This window comes from Paraburkholderia ribeironis (assembly GCF_900019265.1).
Taxonomy (GTDB): Bacteria; Pseudomonadota; Gammaproteobacteria; order Burkholderiales; family Burkholderiaceae; genus Paraburkholderia; species Paraburkholderia ribeironis.
In genome coordinates, this window is record NZ_CYGX02000019.1 from 170,455 (window position 1) to 194,208 (window position 23,754).

Annotated in this window: 19 protein-coding genes; 9 read left to right on the forward strand and 10 right to left on the reverse strand. The window is 62.1% G+C overall.

Features of this window, described 5'->3' with window-relative positions:
* Positions 1–143 precede the first annotated feature (143 nt).
* The 5 genes from BN2475_RS10135 to BN2475_RS10155 form a co-directional block, all read right to left on the reverse strand.
* Entirely contained in the window at positions 144–1,706 is a 1,563-nt protein-coding gene (locus BN2475_RS10135; protein WP_094779387.1) for a DHA2 family efflux MFS transporter permease subunit, read from the reverse strand.
* A gap of 81 nt (positions 1,707–1,787) precedes the next feature.
* Positions 1,788–3,047: an HlyD/EmrA/EmrK family protein gene (locus tag BN2475_RS10140; protein WP_094779388.1), complete on the reverse strand. Its 1,260-nt coding sequence runs from the start codon at positions 3,045–3,047 to the stop codon at positions 1,788–1,790.
* A gap of 41 nt (positions 3,048–3,088) precedes the next feature.
* Positions 3,089–4,603: an efflux transporter outer membrane subunit gene (locus BN2475_RS10145; protein ID WP_094779477.1), complete on the reverse strand. Its 1,515-nt coding sequence runs from the start codon at positions 4,601–4,603 to the stop codon at positions 3,089–3,091.
* A gap of 99 nt (positions 4,604–4,702) precedes the next feature.
* Positions 4,703–5,140: a MarR family winged helix-turn-helix transcriptional regulator gene (locus BN2475_RS10150; protein ID WP_094779389.1), complete on the reverse strand. Its 438-nt coding sequence runs from the start codon at positions 5,138–5,140 to the stop codon at positions 4,703–4,705.
* Between the two features lie 321 nt (positions 5,141–5,461).
* Positions 5,462–5,761, reverse strand: coding sequence for a hypothetical protein (locus BN2475_RS10155; RefSeq protein WP_174641924.1), 300 nt, complete (start codon positions 5,759–5,761; stop codon positions 5,462–5,464).
* Between the two features lie 316 nt (positions 5,762–6,077).
* Between BN2475_RS10155 and BN2475_RS10160 the strand changes: the two genes are divergently transcribed.
* Positions 6,078–7,439 (forward strand): MFS transporter, encoded by a 1,362-nt coding sequence (locus BN2475_RS10160; RefSeq protein ID WP_094779391.1) that lies wholly within the window; start codon positions 6,078–6,080, stop codon positions 7,437–7,439.
* A 305-nt stretch (positions 7,440–7,744) separates the two neighbouring features.
* Here the strand turns inward: BN2475_RS10160 and BN2475_RS10165 are convergent, their stop codons facing one another.
* Complete coding sequence (locus BN2475_RS10165; RefSeq protein ID WP_094779392.1) at positions 7,745–10,357, reverse strand: penicillin-binding protein 1A; 2,613 nt, start codon at positions 10,355–10,357, stop codon at positions 7,745–7,747.
* A gap of 159 nt (positions 10,358–10,516) precedes the next feature.
* On the opposite strand from BN2475_RS10165, the gene fabV reads away from it, so the two are divergent.
* On the forward strand, positions 10,517–11,713 hold the full coding sequence (gene fabV, locus BN2475_RS10170; protein ID WP_094779393.1) for an enoyl-ACP reductase FabV: 1,197 nt from the start codon (positions 10,517–10,519) through the stop codon (positions 11,711–11,713).
* A gap of 153 nt (positions 11,714–11,866) precedes the next feature.
* Here fabV and BN2475_RS10175 read toward each other — a convergent pair whose 3' ends face one another.
* Positions 11,867–12,247 (reverse strand): hypothetical protein, encoded by a 381-nt coding sequence (locus tag BN2475_RS10175; RefSeq protein ID WP_245841245.1) that lies wholly within the window; start codon positions 12,245–12,247, stop codon positions 11,867–11,869.
* 161 nt (positions 12,248–12,408) lie between these two features.
* Positions 12,409–13,032 carry a glutathione S-transferase family protein gene (locus BN2475_RS10180; RefSeq protein WP_094779394.1) on the reverse strand — a complete coding sequence of 208 codons (624 nt, stop codon included), beginning with the start codon at positions 13,030–13,032 and terminating at the stop codon, positions 12,409–12,411.
* A 617-nt stretch (positions 13,033–13,649) separates the two neighbouring features.
* Here BN2475_RS10180 and BN2475_RS10185 point away from each other — a divergent pair.
* Positions 13,650–14,525 (forward strand): lipid A biosynthesis lauroyl acyltransferase, encoded by an 876-nt coding sequence (locus tag BN2475_RS10185; protein ID WP_094779395.1) that lies wholly within the window; start codon positions 13,650–13,652, stop codon positions 14,523–14,525.
* A 62-nt stretch (positions 14,526–14,587) separates the two neighbouring features.
* Here the strand turns inward: BN2475_RS10185 and BN2475_RS10190 are convergent, their stop codons facing one another.
* Positions 14,588–14,833, reverse strand: a complete 246-nt coding sequence (locus BN2475_RS10190) for a hypothetical protein (RefSeq protein ID WP_094779396.1) — start codon at positions 14,831–14,833, stop codon at positions 14,588–14,590.
* Positions 14,834–15,175: 342 nt separating this feature from the next.
* On the opposite strand from BN2475_RS10190, the gene BN2475_RS10195 reads away from it, so the two are divergent.
* The 4 genes from BN2475_RS10195 (at position 15,176) to BN2475_RS10210 (ending at position 20,658) form a co-directional block, all read left to right on the forward strand.
* A complete protein-coding gene (locus BN2475_RS10195; protein ID WP_094779397.1) occupies positions 15,176–17,215 on the forward strand; it encodes a M64 family metallopeptidase in 2,040 nt (679 codons plus the stop codon).
* A gap of 16 nt (positions 17,216–17,231) precedes the next feature.
* Positions 17,232–17,999, forward strand: coding sequence for a hypothetical protein (locus tag BN2475_RS10200; protein ID WP_143325766.1), 768 nt, complete (start codon positions 17,232–17,234; stop codon positions 17,997–17,999).
* Positions 18,000–19,046: 1,047 nt separating this feature from the next.
* Entirely contained in the window at positions 19,047–19,883 is an 837-nt protein-coding gene (locus BN2475_RS10205) for a helix-turn-helix transcriptional regulator (RefSeq protein WP_245841247.1), read from the forward strand.
* 286 nt (positions 19,884–20,169) lie between these two features.
* The gene (locus tag BN2475_RS10210) at positions 20,170–20,658 is read left to right on the forward strand and encodes a hypothetical protein (RefSeq protein ID WP_143325767.1); all 489 of its coding nucleotides are present in this window, start codon (positions 20,170–20,172) and stop codon (positions 20,656–20,658) included.
* Between the two features lie 637 nt (positions 20,659–21,295).
* On the opposite strand, the gene BN2475_RS10220 is transcribed toward BN2475_RS10210, so the two are convergent.
* Positions 21,296–22,192, reverse strand: coding sequence for a LysR family transcriptional regulator (locus tag BN2475_RS10220; RefSeq protein WP_094779401.1), 897 nt, complete (start codon positions 22,190–22,192; stop codon positions 21,296–21,298).
* 168 nt (positions 22,193–22,360) lie between these two features.
* On the opposite strand from BN2475_RS10220, the gene tam reads away from it, so the two are divergent.
* Both tam and BN2475_RS10230 read left to right on the forward strand, forming a co-directional pair.
* On the forward strand, positions 22,361–23,137 hold the full coding sequence (gene tam / locus BN2475_RS10225) for a trans-aconitate 2-methyltransferase (RefSeq protein WP_094779402.1): 777 nt from the start codon (positions 22,361–22,363) through the stop codon (positions 23,135–23,137).
* A gap of 208 nt (positions 23,138–23,345) precedes the next feature.
* On the forward strand, positions 23,346–23,711 hold the full coding sequence (locus BN2475_RS10230) for a hypothetical protein (RefSeq protein ID WP_094779403.1): 366 nt from the start codon (positions 23,346–23,348) through the stop codon (positions 23,709–23,711).
* Positions 23,712–23,754 lie beyond the last annotated feature (43 nt).

The window sequence follows — 23,754 nt, forward strand, 5'->3', positions numbered from 1 at the left end:
AATTGTCCCAAGCATGATGGCGGCGATTCTAGGACAATTGCCCTACGACAGCAAGCACAAGCGTTAATGGCTAAACGTGCTTTATATTCCGTTTTCTCAAGCGCCCCCATCAGCGAGCGGCCGCAAAGCCGCCCGCTCCCCGCTCAATGCCCGCCTGCTCCCGCGGCGGCGGCTGCACTTGCATGATCGGGCTTCGTCACCCAGATCAGCGGAATGATCAACACGAAGATCACCGCCGACAGCCAGAAAATATCGTTCAGCCCGAGCATCGCCGCCTGCGTGTTCATCGAGTGTTCGAAGAACGTCAGCGCCTGAGCGGGGCTGCCACCGAGTGAGCCGTGCAGCGAGTCCAGCGCGGACGTGAAGACCGGACTGTCGACACTCGTCTGCTCGGCCAACCGCGCGTGGTGCATGATCGTCCGATCGTTCCATCCCGTCGACGCCAGCGACGTGCCCACCGCGCCGGCAAACACCCGCACGAAATTCGACAGCCCCGCCGCCGCCGGAATCCTGTCGGCGGAGAGGCCCGAGAGAATGATCGCGGTGAGCGGCACGAAGAAGAACGCGGTCGGAAAGCCTTGCAGCAGGGTCGGCACGACGAGCGTCCAGGTATCCACGCCCGTCGTGTAGTGCGAGCGCATGAAGAACACCACGGCGAAGCCCACGAATGCCAGCGTCGCCAGGACCCTCGCATCCGACTTCGGCATGAGCTTCGCGATCACCGGTGCGAGGATCACTGCGAAGATGCCGAGCGGTGCGGTCGCGAGACCCGCATCCACGGAGCGGTAGTTCAGATATTCTTGCATCCATTGCGGCAACAGCACGAGGTTCGAGAAAAACACCGCATAGGCCACTGAAATGGCAATCGTGCCGCCGAGGAAATTTCGTTTTCCGAACAATTTCAGATCGACGATCGGATTCTTTTCGGTCAACTCCCAGATCACGAAGAACGCGAAGCTGATCGCGGCGAATAGGGTCAACGCGACGATCACTGGCGAGCTAAACCAGTCGAGGTCCTTGCCCTTGTCGAGCATGATCTGCAACGAGCCGACCCACGCGATCAGCGAGATCAGCCCGACCTTGTCGATCGGCAAACGCCTCGTCGGGGTCTCGCGGGTGCGATAAATGGCCCACGTCACGCCGGCGGCAAACAGGCCCACCGGGATGTTGATATAGAAGATCCACGACCACGAGTAGCTGTCGGTAATCCAGCCACCGAGCGCCGGGCCGGCGATCGGGCCGACCGTTGCGGTCATCGCCCATAACGCCAGCGCATGCGAGCTTTTCTCCTTCGGATACGAGCCGAGCAGGATCGCTTGCGACAGCGGAATCAACGGACCCGCCACCGCGCCTTGCACGATCCGCGCGGCGAGCAGCACCGGCAGATTCGGCGCGATGCCGCAAAGCCACGACGACAGCACGAACAACAGGATCGCCCCCACGAACAGCCTGATCTGCCCGACGCGCTGCGTGAGCCAGCCGGTCAGCGGAATCGCGATCGCATTGGCGGCCGCGAACAGCGTGATGACCCAGGTCCCCTCGTCCACCGACACGCCCAGGTTGCCGGCGATCGTCGGAATCGCCACGTTCGCGATCGACGAGTCCAGCACGTTCATAAACGTGGCCAGCGCCACGGCAAGCGTCGCCAGCACGAGCTTGCCGCCGGTCAAAGGCGGCAGCGCCGCTACGTTGCTAGATCCATTCATGTCATCACCTGTCGGGGAAAGTGAAAATATCTGACTTGTCAGTTAATTGGGCGAAACAAACCGGCTCGGACGACTGCCGCGTCAACCCGCTTTGGGCGTTGTGTTCTTCTGCGCTGTGTTCTTCTGCGTCGTGCTCGCCGCCATCTCGCGCTTCGCCGGCATGTTGCGCGCGATGATCCTGGCAATTTCGACGTCCGCATCGGCGCCATACTGCGCGAACACATCCGTGCGATACGAAGTGCCGGCCGCCGCGCCGAGCTGGGCGCCCGACTGCTCGCGCGTGTCGACGTCGACCTGCATCGACAGACCGATCCGCAGCGGATGCGCCTCCAGTTCGCGCTGATCGAGCTGGATTCGCGCCGGCAGCCGCTGCACGACCTTGATCCAGTTGCCGGTGGCGTTCTGCGCGGGCAACACCGCGAAGGCGGCGCCCGTCCCCGCCGAGAAGCCCACTACTCTGCCGTGATACTTGACGCCCGAGCCGTACACGTCGGCGCAAAGCGTGACGGGCTGACCGATGCGCATGTGCTTGAGCTGGCCTTCCTTGAAGTTCGCATCAACCCAGACGCCGTCGAGCGGCACGATCGCCATCAGCGGTGTGCCCGGCGCGACGCGCTGGCCGACCTGCACCGATCGCCGCGCGACGTAGCCGGTCACCGGCGCGGGCAACGTGTTGCGCGCGTAATTCAGGTAGGCGTCGCGCACCTTCGACGCGGCGGCCTGCACGTTCGGGTGCTCTTCGATCGACGTGCGGTCGGTCAGCGCGTGGTTGGCCTCGGCTTGCTGGCGCGCGGCGTCGAGCGCGGCCTGCGCGGAGCTGACCGCGTCGCGGGCATGCGCGATGTCTTCGCCGGACACGGCACCCGTCTCGGCGATCGCCAGCCGCCGCTTCAGGTCGTCGTTCGCACGCGCGAGATCGGACTCGCGTTGCGCGATGGTCGCCGCGTAGAAATCGTTGTTCACGTAGAGGCCGCTGACCTGCCGCACGGTCTGGCCAAGTGCCGCTTCCGCATCGGCGAGCGCAATCTTCGCGTCGGCGTTATCCAGCGTGACGAGCGGCGCGCCCTGCTTGACGATCTGCGTGTCGTCGGCATTCACCGCGACGACCGTGCCGCTCACTTGCGGCGTCAGTTGCACGAGGTTGCCGCTGACGTACGCATCGTCGGTGGACTGATGATATTGGCCTACCGTGACGTAGTACGCGCCGTAAGTCGCGCCCGCCACCACGACGGTTGCGGCAAGCAGCGTGAGCAGCAGCTTGCGCTTCGTTGCGGGCGGCGGCGCTTTGAGAACCGGGTCCGCGTCCGCACTCGTGCGGACGGTGTTGATCGTGTCGCTCATGATGTGGCTCCTGATAGCAATGAAAGTGTCGCGATGGCGTTTCAACGCGCGGCGATGACGGCTCGAGTGCTTGATGACGGTGCGGCCGATGCGGCCGGCGTGGTCGCATCGGCGCTATCGACATAGCCGCCGCCGAGCGCTACGGCCAATGCGATCTGCTGATCGCGCCGGTTCATCCTGAGGTTGGCGACTTGCTGGTCGGCGGCGAGCGCGGTGGTGTCGGCGTTCAGCACGGTCAGCTGATTCGTGAGGCCGGCCTTGTACTGCGTGAGCGCCAGCTGGTCGGCGCCGCGGGCGGCGTCCTGGGCGGCCTGGGCGTCGGCGAGTTGCTGATCGGTCGAACGGATTTGCGCGAGTTGCGTCGCGACCTCGGATAGCGCGGTGACGAGCGTCTGGTTATAGGTGGCCACCGCGTAATCGAAGTCGGCGTAGCGCCCCTTCAATTGCGCGCGCAATTGGCCGCCATCGAAGATCGGCAGGTGGATCGCCGAACCGACCGACGCGGTGCGGCTCGCCGCGCTCAGAAAGCGGCCGAAGCCGAACGCGTCGAGGCCGATCGCTGCGCTCAGATTGATGTCGGGATAGAACTCGGCCTTGGCCTCTTTGACGTCGTGTGTCATCGCGTCCACACGCCATTTCGCGGCCACCAGATCGGGACGGCGGCTCACGAGATCGGCGGGCAGATTGTCCGGCAGACGCACTTCATCGCCGACACCGAGCGTCGGCCGCGTGATCGCGAGACCGCGGTCCGGCCCGGCGCCGAGCAACGCCGCCAACTGATAGCGGGTCGTGAGAATGCTGCCGTCGAGCGCTGCGAGCGTTGCGCGGCTGGTGGCGAGATTGGCCTGCGCGGTCTTGCGTTCCACTTGCGTGTCGAGACCGCTGGCGATGCGCCCCGCAGTGATGCGGTCGATCTGCTCGCGCTGGGTGATCTCCTGCTGCGCGATGTCGCGCAACGCGTAGAGCCGCGCAAGCTGGTTATACGCGCGAGTCATCGCCGACGTGAGCGACAGCCTCACTACCTCCTCATCGGCACGGCTTGCCTGCAGTTGCGACAGCGAGGCCTTCAGCGCTTCCCGATTCTTGCCCCACAGGTCGAGATCGTAAGAAGCGGACAGCAATGCCTTGTTTTCCGATTGCCACGAACCGGCGGTCGGCGGCGGCACGAGCGCGGTGCTCGAAAACTGCTGGCGCGTGAACGAGTACGTCGCGCCGACTTGCGGCATCGTGGCGGCTTTGGCAGTGTCGCTGTAGGCTGCGGCCGCAGCGACCCGGGAGCGGGCCTGTTCGACCGACGGGTTGTCCTTCAGCGCTTCCACGAGCAAGGCCTTCAGTTGCGCGTCGCCGAACTGGTCGGCCCAGTCGGCTGCCGGCCAATGGCCATTGTCCTGCGGAATGCTTTGTTGAGTCGCGTAGCTCTGCGGTTGCGCCATCTGCTTGTCGCTCGAGATGCCGGCGTAATTCGCGCAAGCCGACAACACGGCCGCGAAGATCACCGTCACACCAAACTTCGCGATCCGCGAACCGGCCGCCCGCCGAATTAACTGTGATTTCATTTTCTGACCTGTCAGATAATTGGGTAAAAAAATCGCCGCGAGCATCCACAGCGCTATCCGTCCTTTGTTCGTCCTTGTGCGCGTTCGTTTGCGTTGTGGCTAGTCCGCGAGAAACTTGTTCAGCAGACGGCGCAATTCTTCGAATTCGGCTTTCGTGAATTTTCTCAGACGCCGGTTCAGCACCACCGGGGCGATCTCCGGAAGCCGCGCGGCGACCGCTTCGCCCTCCTTCGTCAGCTTCAGATTGACGACGCGGCGGTCTTCGATGCTGCGCGAGCGCTCCAGCAAACCTCTCGTTTCCAGCTTGTCGAGCATGCGTGTCATCAGCCCCGTGTCGATGCCGAGGAGCTTCGACAATTCGAACGGCGTGGTCGCCACGCCCCGCCGCATGGACAGCAGAATGCCCATCTGCTGACTGGAGACGTCGAGTTCCTTGAGAGCGGCATCCATTTCGGTCGCGAGCACATTACGCGCTTTGGTGATCGAGAAGCCCACGCTCTGCGTCAGGCTGAAACTTTCCGGCGAGTAGTGGTTCATCGCGACCTCCAGGTTGATGAGCCGAACTTTATCTGCAAAGTCAGATATTGTCAAAGATGAATTCGGGCACTTCAGTGTTTCATGACGAGTCCCAATCTGGGCAATCCGTGCTTCTGGCGCCGCGCTGAAGCGGTTAGCCTGAAATGGCCCTAGCCGGCCACTCCGGCCACTCAATAGAGCCGGTCAGGCATGTGGGCTGCCGTCGAGTCAATTCACCTGGAAGAATGCGTTGTGCGAGCGCCTGCCCGGCGCCGATGCGCTGGTCTTCGCGATGCTGATGCGAACAAACCGGTGGCGCAGTTCAAAGCCGCCCGTTTGAATCTAGAACTTCGGATGACACTCGAAATTGACCGACGATGCGTGCTCCGTCATCACCCTCACGCCGCTGACGGTTTCCGTCGTGATACTGCTTTGCATGCCGCGACGCTCGCAGTAGTCGCGCGCTTCGTTAATTGCGTGCTCATGGGCACGCGCCCATGCCATCCGGCCGCCGGTCGCGCTTGCCGCCACCGTGTAGGTGCCGGGTTTGTCGGTGGCAACGACGTCGGACGTCGATGCGCAACCGGCGAGGCTCGCGCACGCGGCGAGCGCCGCGATCAGACCGCGCCCGCGCCTCGACAACCCGGGTCGACCCGCGGGCGTTGCGCACGCGTCGTGCTGTTCCAACCTGCGCTCCGAATGATGAATGACCATGTAAATACCTGCACGCTTCCGACCGATTACCGAAGCGCGATTATCCGTAATCGCGCGTGAGAGATCAGCCTCCGCGTCCGAAAACACTGTTGCGTGCGCTTGAATAATGACTTGGAGTCAGCAGGTACGCTGCAGTTCTGGCGTTGCCCGGATTTTCGCAAACGCCTTTCGCAATTGCGCTCGAGCGACTACTCTGTAACGACCCCGTTCAAACATACTGGGCCCTGACCCGGAGGAGACATTGATGGAGCTCGAAGCACGTACCATAAAACGTGTGACGGTTCGGCTCGTGCCGTTCCTGATCCTTTGTTATTTCATCGCCTATCTGGACCGCGTCAATGTCGGCTTTGCCGCGCTGCAGATGAACAAGGCGCTCGACCTGTCGGCCAGTGCATTCGGGTTCGGCGCAGGCATCTTCTTCATCGCGTACTTCTTCTTCGAAGTCCCATCCAATCTGCTGCTCGAACGCTTCGGCGCGAGCCGCTGGATCGCGCGGATCATGTTCACGTGGGGCATTCTCGCGGGCGCGATGGCGTTCATTCCTGATATCGCACGCTTCACGGGGCTCTCGGCCGCGCATGTGTTTTATGGCCTGCGCATCCTGCTGGGCGTGGCCGAGGCCGGCTTCTTTCCCGGCATCATCTTCCTGCTCACATTGTGGTATCCGGCGGCGTATCGCGGTCGCATGGTCGGCTATTTTATGGCGGCGATTCCGCTGTCCACCGTGATCGGCGGGCCGATTTCGGGCGCGTTGCTGTCGCTCGACGGCCACGGCGGACTGGCCGGCTGGCAATGGGTCTATCTGATCGAGGCGCTGCCCGCCGTGCTGCTGTCGTTCGTGGTGCTGTTCTATCTGACCGACCGCCCGGCCGACGCCAGCTGGCTCGCCACCGAGGAACGCGACTGGCTGGTCGCGCGCCAGAAGCATGAGCGTGCGCATCGCGAGGCCGTGCGCAAGTTCAGCGTGAAGGAGGCGCTGATCAACCCGCGCGTGCTGGCGATCGCCCTCATCTACTTCGGTGCGAACGCGACCAACTACGGGCTGAGTTTCTTCCTGCCGCAGATCGTCAAGTCGTTTGGTCTCACCAACCTGCAGACCGGCTTCGTGACGTCGCTGCCATATATCGTCGGCGTGATCAGCATGGTGCTGTGGGGGCGGCATTCCGACCACAAGCTCGAACGCAGGTGGCACGTGGCGATCGCGCTGCTGGTCGCGGCCGGCGGCATCGCGGCGGCGGCCGGGCTCGACAATCCGGTGCAGAAGATGATCGCGCTGTCGATCGCCGGCTTCGGCATCTTCGGCTGTCTGCCGGTGATCTGGACCTTGCCGGCTGCATTCCTGTCGGGCGCGGCGGCTGCGGGCGGGATCGCCGCGATCAACTCGCTCGGCAATCTGGCGGGCTTCTTCGGGCCGTTCGCGATGGGGTGGATCAAGGACAGCACGGGCGGCTTCGGCGCAGGGTTACTGTGCCTGTCGGGTGCGGGGCTCGTCGGGGTCGCGGCCGTGTTGCTGCTGCATCACGACCCTGCGCTCGAAGCGTCGTCGTCCGGGCTTCCCGATCCGGGGTCGCGGCGGCCTGAGGTCGCGCCGTCCTCGCAGACATAAGCCAGCATGCTGGCCGGACGCGCGGCCTGCTTTTGGCCTGCTTTTGACCGCTTCGCGTGACGGGTCCACGCCCGGCTAGTCGGGATGCCGGCGTGTTGGCAGGACGATCGGCCCGCTTTGGCCCGCTTCGCACAACGGGGCCACGTCGGGCTAGTCGGGATCGAGCGGCGGCCACGGCGCGCCGTTGCGCGTGCCAACGTCGCGCTGCCGCCCCCTCGCCCTGTTCGTCGCGCGGCACGGCGTCTTCGCGTGCCGCGGTCTGGCGTCGTCGTGGCGTCGGACCCGCCACGCCGCCCGCCCCTACCTCAATGCGCCGCGCCGCCGTTCGTCGACGCACCCTCGTTGTTCGCATTGCCGGCGTCCGGCGACACGACGTCGTCCGGCGTGGGCGTCGGCGCGATGGCCGGTTCGCCACCGCCATGCGCTTCGCCATCGACTGCCCCGCTCACGGCCGCCGCAGCGGCGCCCGGCGCCGTCAGCAACGGTGGTTGCGGTGCCTGCGCTGGCGCGTGCGGCTCGACGGCTGTCTGCGCCGCAGCGGACGCGGCAGATGCAGCAGATGCAGCAGATGCAGCAGATGCAGCAGATGCAGCAGATGCAGCAGATGCAGCAGATGCAGCAGACGCCGCAGGCTCGAGCGGTGGAACAGGCGCAACAGGCGCAACCGACGCGTCGTGTGCCGGCTGACGCCCCGGCGCATGCGTCGCGACCTGCTTCTCCGGCCGCGCCGGGCTCGCCGCGAAGAGCTGCTGGAACCACGCGCGCAACCTGCCCGCACGTTCCGCAAACCAGCCCGGCTCCTGCGTGGTGTCGAACCTGACGCGGCTGTCGACGAGCCGCGAGCGCTGCGCGCGCTGGAAGAAATCGCCGACGATCGGCAGCGCGCTATGCGCCCCCTGGCCCCAGTAGTCGCTGCGCAAAGTCACGCGGCTGTCGTTGAAACCCACCCACGCGCCCGCTACCAGTTGCGGATGAATCAGGATGAACCAGCCGTCCGCATTGCCTTGAGTCGTGCCGGTCTTGCCGGCGACGTCGCCGCGCACGCCGAAGCGGCTGCGAATGCTCGAACCCGTGCCCCGGCTCACGACGTCACGCATCACGTCGATCAGCGTGCGGGCGGTGTCGGCGGGTAGCTCCTGGCGGGGCGGCGCGGGCGCGAACTCGGCCAGCACCTCGCCATTGCGATCCTCGATCCGCGTGACCATCACCGGCTCCACGTAGCCGCCGAGGTTGGCGATCGTACCGTAAGCCGCGACCATTTCCTTCAGCGTGACCGGACTCGTGCCGAGCGCGAGCGACGGCACCGGGTTCAGCTCGCTGTCGCGCACGCCCATCGCGCGTGCCAGTCGCGCGACCTTGTTCGGGCCGACCGTCTCCATCACCTGCGCGGTAATCCGGTTGCGCGAATACGCAAGCGCGTCGCGCAGGCTGATCGCGCGCTTGCTCGGCTCGTCCTCGTCGCTCGGACGCCAGATTTCGCCACCCGCCAGCGGGATCTCGACAGGCTTGTCGACGAAGGTGTCCGACGGTTTGGCGCCGGCTTCGAAGGCCGCCGCGTAGACGAACGGCTTGAAGGTCGAGCCCGGCTGCCGGCGCGCCTGCTGCACATGGTCGAACGGGTCCTGGCTGAAGTCGCGGCTGCCGACCCACGCCCTGATCTGGCCGTTGCGCGGGTCCAGCGCGAGGAAATCCGCCTGCACGCGGGTTTTCGTCTCGCATACGGTCTGCACCAGATCGCGGTCGGCCATCAGACGCTTGAGCGCGTCCTGGTCGGTCAGGCCCGCGTCTTTGGCGGCGCGGTAGTCGGGCGTTTCACGCAGGAAGGTCGGCAGCAGATCCTTGCCGCCCGCGCAGCCCGCTCGCGTACCCCACGCCGAGTTCGCGATCCCCTGCAACTGGTTGCCCTGCAGCGTTACGGCCTGGGTCGCCATGGTCTGCAGCCGCGAATCGATGGTGGTGCGGACCACGAGGCCATCGGAATAGATGTTGTAATCGTGGCGATCGGCCCACGCCGCGAGCCACTTGCGCAACTGTTGCGCGAAGTGCGGCGCGGGTCCGGGCGGCTCGGTCTGGCGCTCGAAATCGATGCGCAGCGGGCGCCGCTTGAGCGTTTCATAGGCGGCGGGCGTCAGCTTGTCGTACTTGACCATCTGCGCGAGCACCGTATTGCGCCGCTGCAACGCACGCTCCGGGTTGAGCACCGGGTTGTAGTAACTGTTGCCCTTGAGCATGCCGGCAAGCGTGGCGCTTTCCAGCACGTTCAGGTCGGACGCGGATTTGTCGAAATAGGTGCGCGCGGCCATCTCGATGCCGTACGCGTTGTACAGGAACGGCACGGTGTTCAGGTAGGTTTCGAGGATCTCGTCCTTGGTGTAGAGCGCCTCGATCTTGAACGCCGTGATGGCTTCCTTGAGCTTGCGCGTCAAAGTCGGCGCGCGGCCGATCTCGTCGGGATACAGATTGCGTGCCAGCTGCTGGGTGATGGTCGAGCCGCCCTGGCGGTCGCCGGAAAACGTGTGCAGTGCGGCCGACGCGGTGCGCCGCCAGTCGAGGCCGAAATGCTGATAGAAGCGGTGATCCTCGGTGGCGATCAGCGCGTTCACCACGTTTGGCGAAATGTCCTTCAGCTTGACCCACTCGCGGTTGGACGGCTTGAACTCGGCGAGCAGCTTGCCGTCGGCCGACAGTATCTGCGCCGGCTGTTCGATCTTCGCCTTGCGGATGTCGCCGATGCTCGGCGTGAACGGAATCAGCAGCAGCACGTACAGCAGCACCAGCACGGGAACCGCCGCGCACGCCCACGCCACGCCGCGGCGGGTGGGATGGCGCAGGTGCTGCAGCGCCTGCGCGATTAGCGGGTTCGCGATTGTCAGCCCTCGTTCGAGGGCCGCCAGAAATGAGGGGATGAGGCGCTTCACGCTTGCTACCGTCTGCCGGGAAAGGCGCAATCCTACCAAGATGCGCGGCGAGCGCCCGAATTTTGCATGGCGCGCGCCCAAACCGGCGCGGCGTGCCGGCGGGTCCCGGCAATAATCGCGGGCCACTATAATGTCGCCAATTCCGACAAGAGGTGCTTCATGATCATCAAACCGCGCGTGCGTGGCTTTATCTGCGTATCCACCCATCCGACCGGCTGCGCAGCCAACGTCAGGGAACAGATCGAGTACGTCAACGCACGCGGTCCCATTGCCAATGGCCCGAAGAAGGTGCTCGTGATCGGCGCGTCGACCGGCTACGGTCTCGCCGCGCGCATCAGCGCCGCATTCGGCAGCGACGCCGCCACGCTCGGCGTGTTCTTCGAGCGCGCCGGCAGCGAAACCAAGGCGGGCACCGCCGGCTGGTACAACACCGCGGCGTTCGAGAAATTCGCGACGGAAAAAGGCCTGTACGCGACCAGCATCAACGGCGACGCGTTCTCCGACGAAGTCAAGCAGCGCACCATCGAGATCATCAAGCGCGATCTCGGTCAGGTGGATCTCGTCGTCTACAGCCTCGCCGCGCCCAAGCGCACGCATCCGAAGACCGGCGAGGTGTTCAGCTCGACGCTCAAGCCGGTCGGCCGCGCGGTGAATCTGCGCGGTATCGACACGGACAAGGAAGTCATCAAGGAAACTGTGCTCGAACCCGCGACCCAGACCGAGATCGACCACACCGTCGCGGTGATGGGCGGCGAGGACTGGCAGATGTGGATCGACGCGCTGCTCGAAGCCGGCGTGCTCGCGGACGGCGCGAAGACCACCGCGTTCACCTATCTCGGCGAGAAGATCACCCACGACATCTACTGGAACGGCTCGATCGGCGCGGCCAAGAAGGACCTCGACCAGAAAGTGCTGGGTATCCGCGCGAAGCTCGCGGCCAAGGGCGGCGACGCACGCGTCGCGGTGCTGAAGGCGGTCGTCACGCAGGCCAGCTCCGCGATTCCGATGATGCCGCTGTATCTGTCGCTGCTGTTCAAGGTGATGAAGGAGAAAGGCACGCACGAAGGCTGCATCGAGCAGGTCTACGGCCTCTACAAGGAGAGCCTCTACGGCGCCGCGCCGCACATCGACAGCGAAGGCCGTCTGCGCGCGGACTACAAGGAGCTCGACGCCGACGTGCAAGCCCGCGTGCAGGCGCTGTGGAATCAGGTGACCGACGACAATATCTACGAGCTCACCGATTTCGCCGGCTACAAGACCGATTTCCTGCGCCTGTTCGGTTTCGAGATCAAGGGCGTGGATTACGAGGCGGACGTCAATCCCGACGTGCAGATTCCGAAGCTCGTCCAGGTTTGATGTAGTGAGGTAGCGGGGCCCGCCCCGCTACTGTGTTACCCCGCCACTTTTTCCCCGCTTTTTCCCCGCTTCGCCGTGCGGCATGCGCGAGCGCGCCATCGAGTCGCGCAACGCGTACGGCGCGCGCATCATGTGCACCACGCGCACCACGCCTCAGCAGGGAAACGCCCCCTGCAGCGAACGGAGAATCGCGAGGCCGATCGGAAAGTCGTCCGAGATGCCCGGATGGTTGGCGAAAAACGCGTCGAGCAACGGGTAGACGTTCTGATTGCCGATCGCGAGCTGTTCTGGCGGGCAGAACAGCGGCGGCCGCTTCTTCGACACCAGATCGCCATTCGCCCAGCCTAGCGCGTTGATCGTGCCGGTGATGTACGCGGCATAGATCGAGTTGTTATCGGCATGAGCCCATTTTTTGTATTGCGAAGCCGTCATCTCGGCGCTCGCATTCAGAGTGAAAAACGCTGTCAGCAAAGCCAGCGCGAACTTCGATACCCGCATCCCCGAACCTTCGATCCATGTCAGAAAAGCGGCCATTGTAGGTGAGTCGGGACCCGATGCGCAGAAGCGCTGCGCGCGTACGAATCCGTAAGCGTCGCAGCGGCATTTCTGTAAGCGAAGCGCCACGCGCGAAACCCTCGCGCAAACCACGCCGTACGCGTTTGACGGCCGCAGTCCAATGGACGGCGGCACGCGGTTTATGGCGTGCCGTTGCGACAATAGTCGCGATAGCCCTCACGCTCCGCCAGGCGCGCCATATACGCCGCGAGCGCCGGAAAATCAGCATGTCGCAGCGGCGTCTCGAGCCAGCGGTTGGTCGATAGCGCGATCGGAATGTCCGCGAGCGAGAACGTCTGCCCCGCGATGAACGCGCCGGTCTGCTCCAGCTGACTTTCGACGATCGCCATGTGCTTCGTCCAGTTCGCGCACGACAGTTCGATCTGCTCGCGGTCCTGATGCGCCGGCGAATGCCGCACCAGCGCGAGAAACGCGTAGCTCCACGCCCGATTGAGCTCGCTTGCCTGCCAGTCGATCCATTGATCGCAGCGCGCTCGCTCGCACGGATCGGTCGGGTAAAGCGACTCGCCGCGATAGCGGCCGGCGAGATAACGGATGATCGAATTGGACTCCCACAGCACGAAGTCGCCGTCGCGGATCACAGGAACCATTGCGTTGGGATTGAGCGCGCGAAATTCGGGGGTGTCCGTCGAGCGGAATCCCGAGCCCCAGTCTTCCTGTTCGAACGAAAGCCCGAGTTCCGCACAGGTCCATAGGACCTTGCGGACGTTGATCGAGGAAGCCTTGCCGAGTATCTGCAGCATGGGTCGTGGCGTGCAAGGGTTGTTGACGGGTCGATGATACGGGCCGCCACCGTTTGCGTCACGTACGCGCCGGGTCAGGCCTTGCGCGTTGCACCGGCGTCGGGCCGCGATCAGCCCTTGCGTAGACCGCAATAGTTCTGTCGACACCCCGATGTGGCCGTGGCGCGGCAAAGCGCGAGCGCGTTGCCACTTTTATGTTCCTTCGAATCGTAATAAAAGCGTCAATTCGCGTAAGTCCGTACTAATTTGGTCACTTCGCATCGCGAGGGCGGGATTGCGCGCCAGGTTGTTGTTTCAACGGGAGAAGTTATGGCGGTTAGAGGTCGACGAAGGCAACCACCACCCGCAGAATCCCCATTGAGTTGTGGAACAGCGTCGTCGATGCTAGCGGCGACTACTCATGACCAGAAGCTTTGGCGCAGGTCGCATCTAAGCCGCCTGTAATGCTCGGTAACTTCGCAAGTCGTCCAAGTAACCCAGTGATCACGCTTGGACTGTATGGTCCACGGTTAATATATCGAGCGAAAATATTCCCACGAAGCAGTGACGAGCAGAAAGGTCGCCTGCCTGGCGTTTGACTTCGCTTTCCAAACTTCACCATCCATAGGGCACAATCTTTGAAACGCCTCAGCTTTGCGCTCATCGTGGTGTTGCTACGCACGCTTTCCGTACTTCCTTACAAATTCGTCGCAAGACTCGGGATGGTTGTCGGCACTGCGCTGTATGCGCTTCCGAGCCGCCGCAAGCAGATCGTCCAGGTGAACTTGCGTCTTTGCTTCCCTGAGAAGACTAGCCGCGAACGTCAGAAGCTCGCCCGAGCGCACTTCCGCCATGTTGTTCGCAGCTATCTCGAGCGAGGCATCCAGTGGTTTGGCAGTGCGCAGTCGATCCAGGATATCGTCCAGATCGAAAGCAAAATTGATCTCCATGACGATACAGCCCCGCCCACCATCTTTATGGGTTTTCACTTCGTGGGCATTGAGGTCGGCTGCATGCTCTACTCGACGCACCTTCCCGTCGCCTCACTATACACACGAATGTCAAACACAGCCCTATGCGACCTGGCCAAGCGGCAACGCGGCAGATTCGGCGCAGAGATGATCGAGCGCGCGACAAGTGCCAGAAAGATCGTGGGATTGTTGCGTTCCGGCAAACCGGTCATGCTCGCGGCGGATATGGACCAGGGCGTTGACAACTCTGTCTTTGTCCCTTTCTTTGGCGTTCCCGCCTGCACGCTCACAGCCGTTTCGCGTCTCGCGAAACTGGGGCGCGCGAGGGTTGTTCCCTTCGTGACTGAGGTGCTTCCGAATTGTCAGGGGTATAAGTTGACGATTTTCGAGCCGCTCGCAGACTTCCCATCGGCGAGTGATGTAGTCGACGCGCACCGCATGAATGCGTTCCTTGAGGAACAGGTCGTTAAATTTCCCGAGCAGTATTACTGGGTGCACCGACGTTTTAAGCACCGACCACCGGGTATGGCATCGGTATATTGAACGGTTCGCCTGGTCATGGAGCCTGCAGGCAGCGTTTCCCGGCATCAACGTGTTGTGTGTTTTCAAAGTTTGCGTAGCCAGACCTTTTCTTGCTCGCCAATGGAACGACGGACCGGATGCCCGAACGTCTCAGCAAGGAAGGTGCCGAACGACGCATCATGGCCGTACTGCGTCGGTTGTTCCTGAGTGGTGAAGTCGCCGGACGTTCGAACGTCTCCAGCCCCCGCCAGGAGCCACCTCTTTTCTCGGCCTATGCAGTGATCCGTTAGCTGGGCGATAAATTTCCGATTTTCTTCTTGAAATTTCAAGCCGGCTCTACTACTTTTTAATTCGTAAAATCGACAGATATCACGTGGAGTAAAAAAACCGCGACTGTTCCACATAATGTCGGCTAACACTTTACTTGCATCGGCACTATAAATCCATCAAAAAGGTCTGGCTCGCGAGTAAACGGGTTATCCAGTGCAAAGACCCGAGGAAGCGGAATAAAAAAGAAATCGACTCGTTCGATTGATTTCCCTATCTGCACAGTCCATGGTCCCCTTTTATGGAGTGTGCGCGAATCGGGATGCTCCGGATTTTTCGATCTACCTGAAATGGCTCTGAGCGGCCCAAGGCAGTGTGTCTTTAGTTCTTAAGAAGGAGGTAACATGCCAGACACTATGACGCAAATACTCTCGTCAGGCTCGCCAGGGAGCAAGGTGAACATCGCTGTATTGGGAGATGGATTCGCTGACGGCGCAGACCAGACGACCTATAACAATAAGGTCAATGATCTACTGTTTAACGGCTTATTCAAAAACGACTACTTTTTCGAGGACATACAGGCATTTAATGTTTATCGCGTCAATCTGATTTCCGTCGACTCCGGTGTTGGCACGAAGACGTACGACAACGGTACTCTTCTAAGCACGGTCACAAAGAATACCGCGCTGGGTTACTACTACAGCGGTTCATGGTCTCATTGCTGGCTTGAGGGCGGCGCAAATACCTCGACGCTTGTAAGCAATGCACTCAACACATGGGTGCCAGACCACAATCTGGTGCTCATATTGCTGAACAATCCAGGCTTCGGTGGTTGCGGTGGGGGAGGTTTCGCGGTTTTGCCGCTCGGTATCACTTGGGACACGATTGCTCACGAGTTCGGTCACGGTCTCGGCGGATTTTGCGACGAGTATTGCGAGACGGATAAGACTTATATGGGCGGGGAGCCAGGGTGCGTCGATAACACGATCAACACCAACCGCACTACGTTAAAGTGGGGAAGGTTCGTGAACCCGAGCACGCCTATCCCCACCGGGAAAGGAAAATGCGCCGACTATACAGAAGGTGCCCGACCCGTAGACTGGGACGACAACCAGAGTGTAGGGCTCTTCGAGGGTGCGGGTACTCTCACGCAAGGTATATACAGACCGGTAATCAATTGCCGCATGCGCTCCAATCTCCCACCGTATTGCCCCGTTTGCTACACGCATATGAAGTCGCTGAACGACGCCCAGACGCAGCGAACGTTCCTGCAGGTGTACCCGGGAGATTTCAATGGTGATGGAAAGTCGGACGCCCTGATCCACAATAGCAATGGCATCATGTTGTACCGTTCGAACGGCACTCAGCTTGACGTCCAATTCAGTGTGGTCAATTTGGTACCCGGCTCGTGGCAGTTCCAGGCGGGGGACAAGTTCTGGACCGGTGACTTTAATCACGACGGCAAAGACGAGGTGCTGGTTTTCAATGGATCCGATTGGGTGATGCCTTATCTCGGGCTGCTTGCAGACGACGGCAGTGGCGGACTCAAGTTGATCGCCCGCTACGATGGTTCAATGCCCGGCTGGCAATTCAATCGCAACGATCAGTTCTTCATTGGAGATTTCAACGGGGACGGGCTGGTCGATGTCTTTGTGTTCAATGGTGCGGACTGGTCCATACCCTATCTCGGTATGTTGCAATCCCACGGGACCGGCCTTACGCTGGTCCGCCGATACGACGCTAACCTGCCCGGGTGGCAGATGCGTCCAACAGACCAGTTCTTCGTCGGCGACTTCAACGGTGACAAGAAGGCCGACCTATTGGTCTTTAATGGCAGTGCGTGGTCGATCCCTTATTTCGGCATGCTGGCTTCGACGGGGAGCGCACTTTCGATGTCTACCCGTTACGATGGCAATATGCCGGACTGGCAAATGCGCCCTTCCGACCAACATTTCGTCGGAGACTTTGATGGCGACGGGAAGGCGGATTTATTCGTATTCAATGGCGATGCATGGTCAATCGCCTATCTAGGGATGCTGAAATCGACCGGCTCCTCCCTGACCATGACTCAGCGGTACGACGGCAATGCCCCAGGTTGGCAAATGCGCAGCCATGACCGCCATTACGTTGCTGACCTTAACGGCGATGGCAAGAGCGATCTGGTCGTGTTCAACGCCAATGACTGGGGTCCGGTATATCTAGGCCGTATGATTTCAACAGGATCGGGCTTGAGTTGTGACTGGTCAGCTGACTGGATTGGTGGCTGGCATCTAGGGACCGTGGACAATTTTGAACCGTGTAACTACACGGGAATCGGCGGCAAGCGTAACCTTTTTGTGCATAACACGAATTGGTTCGGCATGCTAAAGAGTGCCAGCCCATGGGCACTCGACCAGATCTATTACCGCTGGATCCACAACTACCGATATGGTCACAATTTCTGAGAGGAGTGCCGAAGCCATGACAGATCAGAGAGAGACTCGTCCTCCAGTTCTTCCGAACGAGCAAAAGCCGATGGGTGCGCCGGTCGTTCACGCACCGGGACTGCCGTTCATGGAGAGCGTCGGGGAGGTGAGGACAGTATTGCGGAACATGGCCCTGCCTCTGATGGCAGCCGACGCCGCGACCGAGGTTAGCGGCGAACATCTCATGGAAAAGGCGGGCACCATGTCCGAGATGCCGCCCTCCCACAACTCTGGCCCGCAAAGGGCTTCGGAGGTGACCATGCCCACACGGTCCGATGGATATCTTCGTTTAGAGGTTCGCTTTGAGAATGGGAAGCTCTCGGTCATAGGTGCGAAGATCGTGCCCGGAGCACTGACCAACCCCACTGCCTTGATTCAGGGAAAAGCCTACGAGGTGTTGATCGCCGATCAACAAATCTCGGTCGGCTCCCTTCCGGATGTAGGCGTTCGCCGTGCGTTTGCGAATCGTGACGTCCCGGGTCCAGAAGGCAAGCACCGGTTCGTCCAGGTTCCCGCCTTCGAATTCTTCGTTCGGGTCCCCACAGTTCATATCACGGCTGAAAACTTGTCGAAGATGAACGTCATCCTTTATGAAGTACGAGAGACGCCGGATCGGCTTGTCCCCACTCTTGCAATGCAAAAGCAGCCGGGAGTCGAAGCTATGGAGGTAGTCCGCGTATCCGGCATCCAATTGGAGTCTATACCCGAGGTCGTTCGTTTGCAGTTGGAGGCGATCATCGACGAGAAAAGGAACGCGCATTAGCGGTTTCCTCCCTCGAGCGTTGTCCAACGCCTGCCCACATACGCCACCGCATACTCACGCGGCATTAGGCATGGGCAGGCGTCGAACAAACCTCAAGACTTGCCGGATCGAGCCTGTATTTCAATGGCTGGTACCTGAGGCGGAGCCGACGTTCGAACGCGCTGTCGGGGCAATGGCAGGTGATCGAAATCTCGCGGACGGATGCACAGACCCAGGCCGGCCGCTACCTGGATGACCACGTCAACGAAAACAGCAGGACGCATCTTCCGCGAATAGGCCGCGCGCTTATCGAGCGTTGCCGTTGTGTCTGGCGCTGGCCGAAGCTGTCAGCGAAATGCCAACAAGGACGGCAACAAAACTGAAAGTGAGGCGCGGGCTCACGGGTTCATGCCGGAACAGAACGCCGCCGAGCGCCGCAATGGGCGGCACCAGCAGTTGGATGGCAGCCGCGGACATTGCCGGCAGTCTTCGGATCGTCGAACTTCACACTACAAAGCCAATTGCTGATGTCACGGCACCAGAAGCCACAGCGAGGGCAACTCCGGCTGCGCTCGCATGTGCAGGGCCGTAAAGGATCAATCCTAAGACGATGCAGATCGGTGTCGCCCGAAGGAAGTTTCCTGTCGTTGCTGATAGTGGACTCGCGGCGCGCTGGCCTCGCGGGGTAGAGAGCCCCCATGCCTCAGCACGGCAAGCATGCGGGGATCAGCGCGACCACATGGCGGGCGGGCGTTCGTCTGGCGCGAGTCGACTCTCGCTCGACGGTGTCCCATGCCGCGAGGTTGCAGATGTTTTCAGACTGCCCTTCTCCAGTTGCCGCTGTTGTGCCATCCGCGCCAGATTCAAGGTGATCTTTCTCAGGCTCGCCACGTTGCGGGCGGCTGCCTTGTCCCGCGTCTGCCGGGTGTCGTCGCCCCGTGAAACATCGAGTACCCAGTGCTGCCTGGTTCCAGTTGATGACGGTCGCGTCTGTGAGCGGCGCATCAGTATCGAGCGCCGTGATGCGCCTGGGTACTACCTGAAAAGGTGGTACCCTCATGCTCACCGATGATCGGTGATCCGCACATTTTTCTTGGGGACGACATGCTTCCATTCGCGGATTCCACCAATCCACCGGTCCACGATGACATCTACGCACTCTGGGATCGGCTGGCCGAGTTCTCAGCAGGTGATGGCGATGTCGCGCTGCCCCATCTGCTAACCACGCTCTGTGCCATGGTCAAGGCACAGAATGCGCTTTGGGCCGTTGTTGTGCGATTGCCTTCGCTCGCGCCAAAGGATCCTTTGTTCGGCTGGCGTCCACGACTGGTTCGGCTCCTGCATCCGGTACCGGCGATGGTCGCTTCCGTGCAGGAGCAGTACGACACGCTCTGGTCCGGCCACGTCGACTCGTCACATGTCGTGGCCGCGTCAGGGAACGAGCCGTTCTGCGCCAACCTGCTCTTCGAGGCGATGCCCGCCGAATGGTTTGAAGGTGAGCATTATCGGCGCCACTACCTCGAAGTCGGCCACGGCGACAGCATCCAGGTGCGTTGCTCGCTCAACGACGATGTGCGGATTCATCTCTTCGTGTTTCGCGATGTGCGGGCACCCCGCTTCTCTGCGCTGGATCTCGAGCGTCTGGGCTTCGTGATGCATGGGCTGAGATGGTTCAACCGGCAGCAACTGCTCAGCCACGGCCTGCTCATCGCCGACGCTCCCCTGACGTCGGCCGAGCGAAGGGTGCTGCTGGGGCTGCTCGACGGACTCACGGAAAAGCAGATCGCGCAGAAACTCGACCAAAGTCCGAACACGACGCATGTCCACATCAAGTCGATCTACGCCAAATTCAACGTCCGGAATCGCTCAACGCTCACCGCGCTGTGGCTCGGCAAGTTGCGATAGCGAACTGCAGGCGCTGGGGCGTTCCAAACAGCGATGCAAGGATCGCGTGAGATGCGGGAGCCCGCCGATTCGGACTTGTTGATCACCAACAAGGTGAGGGGCCTTAGGGCAGTCAGTCAGACGTACCTCCCAATTCACACCTCGCCGTCGACACCGGCTGGGCTCACGCGATCACCTATTCAGGTTATGTTCGGGCGTCAGCGAATAATCTACGATCCCGTAGAAGATCCAGGCCGCAATTGTGTTGCAGGGTGACCATAAGAATCACAGATACGGGGACCAGGCCTTGTCGTCGAACGAAGGGGATCACGTCATGATTTCTGTACCGAAAACGGGCCGTCAGGCAGCGAAGCGTCATCCTGTGCATCTCGCTGGACTCGTTGCAATTGCTGGCGTCGCTGTGGCCTATGGGCTGCAAACGCAGCCGATAAAGGGGGGCGCTGCGGGACGGGCTGGCGGGAGTTACGAGAAGGCGTGGGCGGTGGTTGCGGCCTCGGGTGACGCGGGGAAGTTTGTCGCTTCGAACTATCGGACTTGCATCGAAGCCCCCGACACGAGCTACACGATGACGGATTGGTGGCTCACCATCGTTCACTCGCGCTTGAACACGGCGGCGCAGTGCGGCCTGAAAACCGTCTCCCGTGCGTCAATGAAGGGTGACGCGTTTGTCGCCCAGGTGAAGGGCGTGATCGGCAGCCTGCCCACGCTAATTGCCGTGCCTGACCAACCGGCTCGCACGCTCCGATGGTTCGTCATTGACGATCGACCCACGTAATGCGCTGAGGGTGACGCGATCTACGACTGCTCCCTCGACCTGCACCGGTGGGCCGCAACATGCGGAATGACTGCGGAACGTTGTGACGGCGTCTGGGGCGGCATCTACGTGCACGACCTGAAGAGATTCAGTACTACCAGCAGCACGTCTACCTGCAGAGAAGAAGTAAACGACAATTCATCGATAAGGAATCCTATCATGTATCGCGCCTCCCGAATTAGCGGCAGTGTGCTCATCGTCCTGCGCAAATTCCGCATTCGTGCAGGCTGCATCATCCGGTCCTGTCATGCACGCCAAGCTCAACGCCGAAGAGTACGGGTGGATATCGAGGGATTATGAACCGCGCGATGAGAGTCACTATCCGAAAAACGTGATTGCGCAGACTGTTGATGTCCGGATTTCCGCAATCATCGGTCGGTCATGGGCTGCCGACGACCGCTTTGGGTCGTGCGTCCTCCATCAGTGACCTTGACGATTAGTCAACCCGGTACCAGCGACCAGATTCTGGGCACGCAGCGGCCGGTGCGCCGTTCAACCAGACTTGCTCTTCATCCCGTTGCAGCGATGTCGAAGTGTCGATGTCGAATGCCACCTTAAGTGCGTGCGGAACATGGGCGTCTTCGATGGGAAATGCGGCCTACCCCTTGAGCGTCGCCTGCTCGCGGATCATGTCGTACAGCGCCTGCGCCGCCGGCGACAGTTGCGCGCTCTTGCGCGCGACGAGGACGAGCGTGCGGGAAACGGTCGGCTGCGTCAGTTCGATGGTGCGCACCGTCGGATACGCGCCGTTCTGCAACGCGAGCGCCGGCACCACCGCCGCGCCGACCCCTTGCGCGACCAGTCCCACCGCAGTCGAGCTGCGCTGGACTTCGTAGAACGAGCGCAGCGTGAGGCCGCTCTTTTCCAGGGCGACGTCGAGCAGCGCGCGGTTGCCGCTCACCTCGCCGGCGAAGATCAACGGATAAGGCTGCAGTTGCGGCCAGCCGATGCGCCGCCGCTTCGCGAGCGGATGATCCTGATGGCAGATCAGCACGTAACGGTCTTTCGTCAGCGGCACACTGGCCAGATCCGGATGATGGCCGCGGGCGATATTGATGCCGAACTCCACCTCCCGGCGCAGCACGGCCTCCTCCACCGCCGCCGACGCGTGATCGAGAATCCTGATCCGGTTATGCGGATAGCGCGCCGAATACGCCTGCAGAATGCGCGGCAAATATTGCACGCCGACCGTCGGCACACACGCGATCGACACATCGCCGCGACGGGCCACGCCCGTTTCGCGGATCTCCACCAGCGCGTCGGCGAGTTCGCCGAGCAGCCGGCGCGCCTGCGGCAGAAAACTGCGGCCGATTTCCGTCAGCGCCATCGAGCGCGTGGTGCGTTCGATCAGCGTGACGCCGAGAAACGCTTCGAGCTTGCGCAACCGCTGTGTGATCGCCGTTTGCGTAACGTGCAGTGAATCGGCCGCGCCCTGGAAACTGCCGCGATCCGCGATCGCGACGAATGCCTGAACGCCGAGGGTGTCGATTTTCATCAAAAAAATGAAGGAATCGGAGCAATAAATTAATTTTACGCCGCTGCTGTCGCGGTTGAGAATGGACGGATTGGATCGGATCGGTGCGCGACACCGCCGACGTCACCAACGTCACCAACGTGAGCGTCAGCCGCCGATCCGGCCATCCCCCCACACAAGGAGCATGAGATGACATCGACGACCGACTGGCAGGCCAGGCAGTACGTGCTGTTCGAAAACGAGCGCACGCGCCCGGTCAGGGATCTGCTGGCGGCCGTGCCGCCCACGCAGGTGCGGATCGCGGTGGACATCGGCTGCGGGCCCGGCAATTCGACCGAAACGCTCGCGGCGCACGCACCCGGCGCGCGGATCACCGGCCTCGACAGTTCGGCAGACATGATCGCGGCAGCCCGCGAGCGGCTGCCGCAATTCCAGTTCGAGCTCACCGATATTTCGACGTGGGCCGCCACCGGCCCGTACGACCTGATTCTCGCCAACGCGGTCCTGCAATGGGTGCCCGACCACGAACGGCTGTTTCCCGCGCTGGTGCGCAAGCTCGCGCCGGGCGGCAGCCTCGCCGTGCAGATGCCGGACAATCTGGACGAACCCGCGCACCGGCTGCTGCGCGAGATCGCGGCGCACGGCCCGTGGGCAGGGCAGCTCAAGGGCGTCGAGCGGACCATGCGTCATGGCGCCGACTGGTACTACGGCCTGCTCAAGCCGCTGTGCGCGCGGGTCGACGTCTGGCGCACCGTCTACCATCACCCGCTCGCGGGCGGCGCCGACGCGGTGGTCGAGTGGTTCAAGGGCAGCGCGCTGCGGCCGTTCCTGGCCGGGCTCGACGCCGCCGGCCAGCAGGCGTTCCTGCAGCGTTACCGCGACGAGATCGCCGACGCTTATCCGGCTCAGCGCGACGGCACGGTGCTGCTGCCATTTCCGCGGCTGTTCGTCGTCGCCACGCGCTAGCGGCGCCTGCTTCACCCGACCGGGCGCAGCGCCCGTGACGCGCGCCAACCGCTAATGGTCAAACGGCGCAACGGTGCGGCGGTGCAACGATGCGTCAGGGTACGTCGGTAATTGCCCACCGTGAATTCTGCGTGATATTGTTAATGAAAGCGGAGGATGGCGGCCCGCCGTCCCCACCGGGAAGCAATTTACCGCAGCGAGCGTCGCCATGAGTGATGTACGCCATCATCTGAGTCCACGTGACCGCCTGGAGCTGTTGTGCTGGCTCACATGCGGATGCCTCGGCGCTTATTACCTGAACGAGGACTGGCCCGACGCGGCGTTTCATGTGCAGGCCGCCCATAAGTGGCTCGACCGCCGCGCACGCGAAGCCGACTGGCTTACCATCGCGAAGCTGTCGGCGACGGCCGTCGAAATCGCTCAGCGGCACGCACGGTTCGTCGACACCGATTGGGCACGCGATGCGGTCGAGGAAATTCTCGATACCGACGAACTCGACCCGCAAGCAAGGTTGGTCAGGCAAGTGCTGGCCGATTGCCAGAATGCATTGGCGGATAAGCGGGCAGCGGACTAGGGTTGAGCGCTCGCGCGGATTTCTGGCGAACGCCTGCCCCACC

Bases quoted from the DNA above. Each gene is read 5' to 3' on its own strand.
- BN2475_RS10135 (WP_094779387.1), bottom strand. From the start codon at position 1,706: ATGAATGGATCTAGCAACGTAGCGGCGCTGCCGCCTTTGACCGGCGGC.
- BN2475_RS10140 (WP_094779388.1), bottom strand. From the start codon at position 3,047: ATGAGCGACACGATCAACACCGTCCGCACGAGTGCGGACGCGGACCCG.
- BN2475_RS10145 (WP_094779477.1), bottom strand. From the start codon at position 4,603: ATGAAATCACAGTTAATTCGGCGGGCGGCCGGTTCGCGGATCGCGAAG.
- BN2475_RS10150 (WP_094779389.1), bottom strand. From the start codon at position 5,140: ATGAACCACTACTCGCCGGAAAGTTTCAGCCTGACGCAGAGCGTGGGC.
- BN2475_RS10160 (WP_094779391.1), top strand. From the start codon at position 6,078: ATGGAGCTCGAAGCACGTACCATAAAACGTGTGACGGTTCGGCTCGTG.
- fabV (WP_094779393.1), top strand. From the start codon at position 10,517: ATGATCATCAAACCGCGCGTGCGTGGCTTTATCTGCGTATCCACCCAT.
- BN2475_RS10175 (WP_245841245.1), bottom strand. From the start codon at position 12,247: ATGGCCGCTTTTCTGACATGGATCGAAGGTTCGGGGATGCGGGTATCG.
- BN2475_RS10180 (WP_094779394.1), bottom strand. From the start codon at position 13,032: ATGCTGCAGATACTCGGCAAGGCTTCCTCGATCAACGTCCGCAAGGTC.
- BN2475_RS10195 (WP_094779397.1), top strand. From the start codon at position 15,176: ATGCCAGACACTATGACGCAAATACTCTCGTCAGGCTCGCCAGGGAGC.
- BN2475_RS10200 (WP_143325766.1), top strand. From the start codon at position 17,232: ATGACAGATCAGAGAGAGACTCGTCCTCCAGTTCTTCCGAACGAGCAA.
- BN2475_RS10205 (WP_245841247.1), top strand. From the start codon at position 19,047: ATGATCGGTGATCCGCACATTTTTCTTGGGGACGACATGCTTCCATTC.
- BN2475_RS10220 (WP_094779401.1), bottom strand. From the start codon at position 22,192: ATGAAAATCGACACCCTCGGCGTTCAGGCATTCGTCGCGATCGCGGAT.
- tam (WP_094779402.1), top strand. From the start codon at position 22,361: ATGACATCGACGACCGACTGGCAGGCCAGGCAGTACGTGCTGTTCGAA.
- BN2475_RS10230 (WP_094779403.1), top strand. From the start codon at position 23,346: ATGAGTGATGTACGCCATCATCTGAGTCCACGTGACCGCCTGGAGCTG.